Raw genomic sequence first — 8279 nt, 5'->3', positions numbered from 1 at the left:
TCAAGCCGGACGGAGCCGGACCACAGCAGCAGCGATGCGGCTTGATTCCGCCAAACCGGGCTGGTTCCGTTTACGGCGATGACGCGGCGAGGGACCCAGAACCCGGCGACCACAAGCAGCACCGCCAGCGCACAGCGCGACGCAGGCAACAGCGGATAGAAAGCCGAACAGTCGCGGACCGCCGCCAAACAGCCCGACGCACGGGTCGCACCCTCGTCGAGGAGGCCCGCCAGAGGCCTCAACGCACCCACCAAACGCGGCCGCCAGCCGCCCACATGACGCATGCGCAGTGACTCGGATCCACGCGCGGTCTTGCCCGCGAAAACCGCCACCCGCCAACGCACCATGCACAGACCTGGACCAGTGCACGGTCGTGTACGCGAAAACCGGCAGCCGCCAGCGCACCATGCACAGACCTGGACCAGCGCACGGTCGTGTTCGCGAAAACCGGCGGCCGCCAGCGCGACATGCGGGACTCAACCGAACTGCGTCCCCTGCGAGGCCATCCAACCATTGGCGAAGCCGTCAAAAAACGCCTGTAAACCCACAACCCAACCGCACCTCGCCAGCTCACCGGCACCCCACCCGACACCAGTGCCGAAACCAACGCCGATACCAGCCCCGACACCCGCACCCCCACACAAAGCAACACCGCCCCACTTCCAGTCCGTCAGACTAATGACATGGACCACCAGGACCCATCGAACCTGCGTGAGGAAGTACAGAACCTGCTCCCCCGAGCTGCCGCGCTGGTCGCTGCGAGCCCTCCGACAGCACCTCCGACACCACCGCCGTCGGCCCCCGATCTCGACCAGATGATCGACGAGGCCTCCAGGCTCGAACAGCGCGCGGGCGCCCGCCTCCCCGACGACGACGCGTCCCTCGGAACCCTGCGGGTGTCCCTGGGCGCGCTGTATGCGTTCCGGGGCAACCGCTTCGGGTGGACGGACGCGGATCGGGCGGAGGCCCTGCGCTGTTTCCGCGCCGGGCGCGCCGGCGGGCACCTGACCGCCGAGGGCAACCTGGAGGCGATGCTGCTGTTCGCGGTGATGCTCGTGCCCGCGAACGTCGCCGACTTCGGGCCGGACACGACCGGCAAGCTGGGCTCGCTCCTGGCGCTGATCCGGGAGATGCAGGAGAGCGGGCCCATCGTCGACGACCTCCATGAGTTGCGCGGACTCATCGAGGAGATCGTGGCGGCTCATCCGGAGGATCCGCGCGCGGCCAAGTTGAAGTCCTTCAACATGACCCTGAACGTCTGGTTGCAGCTGCTGCGGGATCCCTCGAACGTCACGACGGCCGCGATGCGCAAACACATCGACGAGCTGCCCGTCCAGCCGACCGGCCAGCTCGGTGTGATCATGAACGAGCTGATGAAGCAGGCTGAGACCCTTGAGCGGCGCCAGGCAGAGGCACCGCCGAGTCCGCCAAGTCCAACGAGTCCAACGAGTCCGCCGAGCACGCCGGGTCCGCCGGGTCCGCCGGGTCCGCCGGGTCCGCCGGGTCAACCGGGTCAACCGGGTCAACCGGGTCAACCGGGTCCACCGAGTCTGTCGGGTCCGCCGAGTCTGTCGAGCCCGCCGAGTCCCCCGACTCCCCCGACTCCGCCGGCGACCCAGAACACGCCGCCCGACCCCGACCAGAGCCTCCCCTGGGACGACCTGGCCATCTTGATCGAGATGTGCGTGCCCGGAGCACTCGATCCGGCTGACTTCAAAACCCGGATCAGCAGCTACGAGGCCGACGGCGCGAGCCGCAGCCTGAGCATCGCCGCCTTCGGCCGCCTCGCCATGGCCGTCCGCACGAACGAGCCCCAGCAGGTGGATCAGGCCCTGCGGAACCTACAAGAGGTGATGCACAGCCCGGAGGCCGGCGAGATGTCCTGGCTCCTCACCTCGGTCTATCCCAGCCTGCTGTCGTGGTCGGCCTCCTCCTACGGCAACAGGCAGGACGAGGCGAAGGCCTTGGGACTCCTCCAGGACGACGGACTCAAGACGCCGAATCCGGAGCTCGACGAGATCAATCTGGTGAGCGGAAATCTCGGGCAGAGCCTGCGGATCTCCGAAGCCATCGAGTCCGAGGACGAAGAAGCCCTGGGACGACTCGTCGCCGAGTTGTCGCAAGCCGGTCCGGCCCCGGATGCCTTCGCCGAGTGGCAGTTTCTCCAACCGATGCAGCAGGCACTCGCGAAGCTCGCTTTGGCGGTGCGCCGCCACGACACGGACATGGCCCGCGAAGCTCGCGCGCACATCCAGGTCGCGCGCGAGAAGCCGATGCCGGAAACCGTGCGCCCGCTCATGGAAACCCTCGCGTCGTCGGCACACATGATCGTCGGCGCACTCGAGAATCGGCCGATGGAGGTCGGGAAGGCCGTCGACAGCGCGCGCAGCTTGCTGATGACGGACCTGGTCTCGTACGACGGCGCGGTCCAGACCCGGATGCTTCTCGCGTCCGGGCTGATGGCGCAGTACCTCCTCCTCAGCGACGGCCCCGCCAAGGCGAAGCTCCTCGGTGAGGCGATCGACGCCCTCGAACAGGCCAAGGACCAGCTCACCGAACGCACCGGCACGCAGATCGCCAGCCGCGTTCTGTGGAGCCTGGCGGAGGCGCTGCGGAACCGGCGTGACGCCGCGCTGCGCGACAACCGCCGAGCGGTGGCGCTGACACGCGAGTCGCTGGAACTGGTGGCCGGGGACGTGCTGTTGCAGCTCGGGGCCGAGCATGGCTTGCAGGCGGCGCGGACCGGGGCACTTCGTGGGTTGCGGGCCGCAGGCTGGGCGCTGGAGGAGCACCGCGTCGAGGACGCGATCGAGGTGCTGGAGCTGGGACGAGGCCTCGTCCTGCGGGCCACGGCGACCGCCGGGACGGTGCCGGACCGCCTGCGTGCCGTCGGCGAGGTGGATCTCGCCGAGCAGTGGGAGCGTTCCGACGCGGGATCCGGGAACGATGGCCGCGGGGTCGGCAGGGCCAGCAGCGCGAGCAGGGCCGACGGGGCCAGCAGCACGAGCGGGGCCAGCGAGGTCGGCGGGGCGAGTGCGGCGGTGCCCGGCGCGGACGCCACACAGTTCAACCTGCCCAGCGATCTGAGGCGCCGCGCGTTGGAAGCCCTGCGCGCGCCGCGTGCGGCTTCGGCGGCTTCATCGGATGCCGAACCAGCGCCGGGCTCGAACTGGCAGCCGCACCGCGATCTACTCGTCGTGCCGACACTGGCGCAGATCGTCGCAAACCTCGATCGAGCCGGTCTGGACGCCCTGGTCTATCTCCTGCCCGGCACCGACAGCGTGGCCGGCAAGGTCCTGATGATCCTCCGGAACGGCGCCACTCGCGAGTTGCCGCTCACCAGCCTGGGAAAGGTGGAGGACTACCTCGACCAGTCGGCCAGGCGGTACCAGCGGTTGCGGGGGCCGGAGCGTCAGGATCCGACACGGGATCTCAAGCCCGAACCGCACTGGGAGCTCTCCTTGGACGAGCTCTGTGCCTGGGCCGGGACCGCAGTAATGAATCGAGTCATCGCGGCGCTGCCTTTAGTGCCCACGCCGGAAGCACCCGGCCGCGTCGTACTCATCCCCTGCGGCCAACTCGGCCTGGTGCCCTGGCACGCGGCGCTGATCGCCCCCAAGCCGTCGACGGCCGGGCTGTCCCGGCCGCCGCGTGCCTGCGACGTGCTCGTCGTGTCGTATGCGGCGTCGGCGGACGAGCTGGTGCGCAGTCTTTCCAGGCGCAGAACGCCGTATGCCACGGATCCGGTCCTGGTCGTGGATCCCAGCAGGACCCTGCGGTACGCCGAGGAGGAGGCCGTCACCCTGCGTCGGACCTACCTTCCTACGGCGCGGCTCATGGGCTCAGTAGAGGGCCAGGAGGTTGAGGCGGCAGGAACCCCCGAGCAGGTGCAGGCCGTGCTCACCGGGGACGACGGCCGGGAGCCGGCGTCGATGGTGCAGATCATCGCGCACGGCACCGCGAGCACGCGACCGACCGCCTCGCGGCTTCTACTGGCGCTGCCACCAGGCGCGGAAGCGTCCGGAGACGACCCCGGGCAAGACGACGGCGGTCCCGAATACCTCACAGTGGCCGAGATCGTGGACGCCTCACGGCCCGGCTCCCAGGACCGGTTCTCCTCGCTCGTCATCCTCGACTGTTGCGAGACCGACCTGAGCAACCGCGACCACGACGAAGCGCTGACCCTGACCACAGCGTTCGTGGCGCGGGGCGCGACCGATGTGATCGGCTCCCGGTGGGCCGTCGACGACTGGGCGACGGCGGTCTGCATGGTCGTCTTCCACCACTACCTCGCCGCCGGCGACCTGACTCCGGCCGAGGCCCTGCGGGCGGCCCAGCTCTGGATGCTGGACGCCGACCGGGAGCCGATTCCGGCGGTAAGCGAACACCTGCTCCAAGAGATGCGGACGCCGCTGGACGACGCCTCGAAGTGGGCCCCGTTCATCCACCAGGGCAACGCAGGGCTTTCATAAAGCCTTGACAGCCTGACGGCTCCAGAAGCGCCCCTCACCTCGTCGACCACCTGGTCGGCGAGGTGTTGTCGTTCGCGCCGCTCCTCCTCGTCCGTCAGGTGTTCAACGCACAGCGTCGCTCATTGACCGCCGGACCCGGGACGGAGGAGAGGCTCTGTCCGTCATATCCGAACGGGAGGGATTGTATGAGTTCTGGAGGAATCCTCATCGCGCCGCCGGCCGTGGCCGCCGCGGCGGCAGCAGCCACCGTACTGGCCGCGGGTGCAGCCGCGGTTCTGGTGGCACGTGCGGCGAACATGGCGGCCGAGGCCGCGTTCCGTGCGGTCGGCGACTACGGGGCCCGACTGGAGGGCATGGCCGCCGCGCAGTCCGACGCCGAGATCACGCGGCGGATCTGGGGTGTGGTGGCGGCGGACGCGGTCGAGCTGAACAGCCGTATCAGTGCCCTGAGGGCGCGGGCCGCCAAGGCCGGCGTCCAGGTCGACATCCCCACGCCGCTGAGCATTTCCGGCTGCACCGCGACCGAGGCGTCGCGGCGTGCCGAGCTGACGGCGCAGCTGGTGGCGCAGGCGCAGGCGGCGGTGCGGATCGCGGTGGCCGGCGACGAGGCCCGGCATCTGGGCGCGTATCTGCCGCAGTACGTCCTGGCCCGGCCGGATGCCGCCAAGGCGCTGAAGGAATACCAGCAGATGCTGCAGAAGCGGCGCGGGCCGAGCGCCGCGGTCGCCGGCGCCAGCGAGACGCCGATGAAGCCGACGCCGGCCGACGTCAAGACGGTCCTGGAGACCCTGGACCCGGACGCCGACGAGCGCGAGCACCTGGACGTGCTGGCCGCCGCAGCGTGTGTCGCACAGGACGACGCCCGCGAGGCGCGGTCGTACCTGGAGAGCCTGCGGGCCAAGGTGACGGCGGTGAACGCGGCGGCGTCGCGGCGCCGGCTGGCCGGGCAGTGGCTGGTGGTGCTGGAGGAGCAGTCGGCGCTGGGCGATCCCCCGACGCCGTTCTCCGGCACGGCCGCGAAGCTGCGGGCCGTCGTGGCCGGCGACCGGGACCTGAGCGCGGATCTGCGGGCCGAGGCCGCTGAGGCCGCCGAGTGGGCCGACGCGCAGGCACGCTGCCACTTCGTCAAGGGTCTGATGCACTCGTGCCTGACCGATCTGGGCTATTCGCTGGAGCCGGAGTTCGACGTGCGGAACTCGGCCGAACTGCGGCTCGCCCGGCCGGACTGGGGCTCGGAGCACTCGGCGGAGATCTGGATCGACAGCCACGGCGCCCTGCACGGCCGGGTCGTCCGCGCGCACGACCTGGACGGCGACGAGGCCGCGGCCCGGGAGCGGGAGCGCTGCGACGGCTTCAACGCCGACATCCGGACGCTGGGCAGCCGGCTCGGCGCGGCCGTGGTCACCGACGAGGGCTATGTGCCGGACGGCTTCGACGGGGCTGCGACCGGCGACGTCGTGCAGCCCGGGCTGCCCACGTACCACGACCCGAGGCCGATGAAGGGGACACCGTGATGAGCTCCTCCGAGGCCGTCGGCCCCCAGCCGGATCCGCCCGACTTCCCGGCCTTCGTCGACGAGGTCGCCGGCACGCTCGCGGTGCACTCGCAGTACGTGCTGCACGGCAACCTGCGCGACCAATTCCCGGTGCGGTACAAGAGCCGTGCGCCGCGGCCGACGTCGCTGCTGCCGCTGCTGTGGCAGGCGCTGGAGCCGCGCGGATACGAGTGCTTCATCTGCTTCGACACTGTTGACGGGATCTCGGTGTACCCGGAGACGCCAGCTGCGCTTTCCGCCGCGCAGCGGCTCCTCGGCAACCGGGCCGTCGGCCGTCGTCCCACGCTGGAACGGATGCGGCCGCTGCTGGCCAAGGTGGTCGGCGCTCCGGAACAGCCGCCGGCGGACGCCGACACCGGCTCGGCCGGCCCCATCGGCCACAGCGGCCAGGGCAATCAGCGCAGCCAGGGCAGTCACAGTGGCCAGGACGGCCAGAGCGGCCAGGGCACTCAAGGCGGCCCGGCCGAACCGACCGACTACTCGAAGCCGGTCGCCTCCCCGCCGCCGGTGCGCGCGGCCGTCGTCTTCGACTACGCCTCGCGGATAACGCACATGCCCGGACAGCTGGACGCCGGCGAGCGGGACTTCTTCCTCTACTGCCTGAAGCTCGCGCTCACCGCGAAACCGTTGCGGCCGCAGGGCGCCGACGGCTACCTGTTCAACCCGATCATCTGGCTCGCCGACGGCGACCGGGACCTGCCGGCCTGGCTGACCGCCGGCGCCGATCCGATCCGGACCGTCGCGGTCGGCCTGCCGACCCTCGGCGACCGGCAGGCCCACGCCCGGGTCCTGGTGTCCAGACTGCCCTCGCCCCCGGCCGACACGAAGGCCGCGGAGCTGACGGCGAAGGAGTTCGCCAGCCGCACCGACGGGCTGACGCTGCGTTCGATGACCGAGATCGCACGGCTCTCGCTGGACCGCGATATCGCTGCGGACCGGGTGGCCGACGCGGTGCGGATCTACAAGCTGGGTGTCGAGCAGAACCCGTGGCGGTACGACAGCATCCGCGCGCACATCCTCGACGGCGAGAAAGTCATCCGGGACAACGTGATCGGCCAGGAACGCGCGGTCGGCAAGACCCTGGACATCCTCAAAAGGGCCGCGCTGGGCCTGTCCGGCGCGCAGGCCACGAACGCCAAGTCCCGGCCCCGTAGCGTGCTGTTCTTCGCCGGTCCCACCGGCGTGGGCAAGACAGAGCTGGCCAAGCAGGTAGCGGCGCTGCTGTTCGGCGACGTCGACTCCTATCTGCGCTTCGACATGAGCGAGTTCGCCGCCGACCACGCCGTCGACCGGCTGATCGGCGCGCCGCCCGGCTACGTCGGGTACGAGGCCGGCGGCGAGTTGACCGGGGCGGTGCGGCGCAATCCGTTCCGGGTGGTGGTGTTCGACGAGATCGAGAAGGCGCACCGGCCGGTTCTGGACAAGCTCCTGCAGATCCTGGAGGACGGCCGGCTCACCGACGGGCAGGGCGTCACCACGTACTTCTCCGAGTGCGTCCTGATCTTCACCTCGAACCTCGGCATCGTCACGACCGACCCGGAGATGCCGTACTCAGAGCTGGAACGCAAGGTCACGGCAGCGGTGCGGGACCACTTCACCACCCGGATCGGCCGGCCCGAACTGCTCAACCGGCTCGGCGACGACATCGTCGTGTTCGACTTCATCGGCGCCGCGGCGGCCGAGCAGATCTGCGCCAAGCAGATCGACACCATCGTCCGGACCATCGACCGGGAGCTGGAGATCGGGCTGAGTTTCGACGACGCGGCCCGGGAGCAGCTGATCAAGGCGTGTGTGCAGGACAGCGCCAACGGCGGCCGCGGCATCGGCAACCGGCTGGAGAGCCATCTGATCAACCCGTTGGCGCGGCTGCTGTTCGACGAGGGGGTCGAGGCCGACTCCCTGGTCGAGATCACCGCCGCGCTCCCCGGCGACGTCGATTCCGCGCCGCGGTTGCGGGCTCGGGTGACGCCGGGAGGACGGCGATGAGCCGGCGCCGGCGGCGACCCACCCACCAGCACGACCACCATGACCCGTCGCCGAACGAGGAGGGGACGATCGGCGGCGTCGCCGGGGGGAACGGCCCCGGGCCGGCGTCTGACGACGCTCAGGCCCGGGACCGGTCCGGGTGCTGGTACTGCGGGAGCTTTCCGCCGGGGGAGACGAACACCGACCGTCAGAGGATCCACAACGGCCACAAGATCCGGCCGGCCCTGCACGCCGAGGGCCCGGCCACGGTCTACGCACGATAGGAG

General features: G+C 70.4%; 5 protein-coding genes. 4 read left to right on the top strand and 1 reads right to left on the bottom strand.

The features are described from left to right. The coding region (locus GWK61_RS56965; RefSeq protein WP_228563085.1) for a hypothetical protein at positions 1-332 on the bottom strand (332 nt) is incomplete at its 3' end. Positions 333-683: 351 nt separating this feature from the next. On the opposite strand from GWK61_RS56965, the gene GWK61_RS28520 reads away from it, so the two are divergent. The 4 genes from GWK61_RS28520 to GWK61_RS28505 all read left to right on the top strand — a co-directional run bounded on the left by GWK61_RS28520 (position 684) and on the right by GWK61_RS28505 (position 8276). Beyond that, positions 684-4472 (top strand): CHAT domain-containing protein, encoded by a 3789-nt coding sequence (locus GWK61_RS28520; RefSeq protein ID WP_194913383.1) that lies wholly within the window; start codon positions 684-686, stop codon positions 4470-4472. A 185-nt stretch (positions 4473-4657) separates the two neighbouring features. Beyond that, on the top strand, positions 4658-5986 hold the full coding sequence (locus GWK61_RS28515; protein ID WP_194913381.1) for a hypothetical protein: 1329 nt from the start codon (positions 4658-4660) through the stop codon (positions 5984-5986). Next, positions 5986-8013, top strand: a complete 2028-nt coding sequence (locus tag GWK61_RS59845; protein WP_194913379.1) for an AAA family ATPase — start codon at positions 5986-5988, stop codon at positions 8011-8013. Before GWK61_RS28515 ends, GWK61_RS59845 begins: the two co-directional genes overlap by 1 nt. Then, positions 8010-8276, top strand: coding sequence for a hypothetical protein (locus GWK61_RS28505; RefSeq protein ID WP_194913376.1), 267 nt, complete (start codon positions 8010-8012; stop codon positions 8274-8276). The genes GWK61_RS59845 and GWK61_RS28505 overlap by 4 nt, the downstream gene beginning before the upstream one ends. Positions 8277-8279: the final 3 nt, after the last annotated feature.

The sequence above is a fragment of the Catenulispora rubra genome (assembly GCF_015356825.1).
Classification (GTDB): Bacteria; Actinomycetota; Actinomycetes; order Streptomycetales; family Catenulisporaceae; genus Catenulispora; species Catenulispora rubra.
This window is presented reverse-complemented; position numbering and strand designations above follow the sequence as displayed.